General features: G+C 69.4%; 1 protein-coding gene. It reads right to left on the reverse strand.

Features of this window, described 5'->3' with window-relative positions; genetic code table 11:
• Nucleotides 1–149: rhodanese-like domain-containing protein (locus QSK45_RS38045; RefSeq protein ID WP_285563529.1), on the reverse strand; the 149-nt coding region annotated here is incomplete at its 3' end.
• Between the last annotated feature and the right edge of the window lie 750 nt (nt 150–899).

Genomic DNA, 899 nt, shown 5'->3' on the forward strand with positions numbered 1-899 from the left:
GGCGCGTACACGGCGCCGGGCGCGTGCCCGGCGTCCCACTCACGCTGCTCGCGCACGTCCAGCAGGACCGCCTGGGCGTCGCCGCCCCGGGTGTACCGGACGGCCTCGTCGACGGTGACACGGTCCTCGCCGGTGGAGAAGAGGGACATCACACAACCTCTCGGAAAAGGGTAAGGGCGGAACGGGAAGGGCGTTCAGCCGGTCGTCACGGTCAGCCCTCGCGGCGATGGCGGAGTCGAGCCGTCGTGCACGGTCGCCGCGCCCGCCGTGAGGCGTGCGGCAGCGAGCCCGCGACATCACCGGTCGGTCGGCGAACGTGACTTCCGGGCGCCTCCCGGCCGACGGTGTCCGTGAAGAACACACAGACTCCCGGGTTACCCCCGGGGGTATATGCATACGATAGCACAAGTACCCCGGGGGGTATCCCAGCCTCGCATCGGCTCCCGGTCGAGCGGCATGGGCCGCCGACATCCTCGCGAGCGGCGGACGGCACCCGACCGGACACGGAAAACGCCAGGCCAGGAGGGACCTCGACGATGACGCCCCGGACAGCCGAGACGGTGGCGCGATCACCTCGCCGGCCAGGTCCCGACTGAGATCCGGCCGACGACCGCACCTCTCGACACGAAGTCCGCCACCCGAGGGCAACTTGCCGCCGTATACCCCCGCGGGTATACGATGCCTGCCACCGATACCCCCACGGGTATTCCGTTCGTATACCCCTCCGGGTATCCAGGGATTCCAGTCCCTCCGCATCACCCGCGTCAGGAGACACCCATGTACTTCGCCCAGCACTACCTCGACTGCCTGTCCCAGGCCGCGTACGTCATCGGCGATCCCACCAGCGGCAAGGCGGTCGTGATCGACCCCCGCCGCGACGTGGACGAATACGTCGCGGA

The organism is Streptomyces hygroscopicus subsp. hygroscopicus, from assembly GCF_030269125.1.
GTDB classification, from domain to species: domain Bacteria; phylum Actinomycetota; class Actinomycetes; order Streptomycetales; family Streptomycetaceae; genus Streptomyces; species Streptomyces hygroscopicus_C.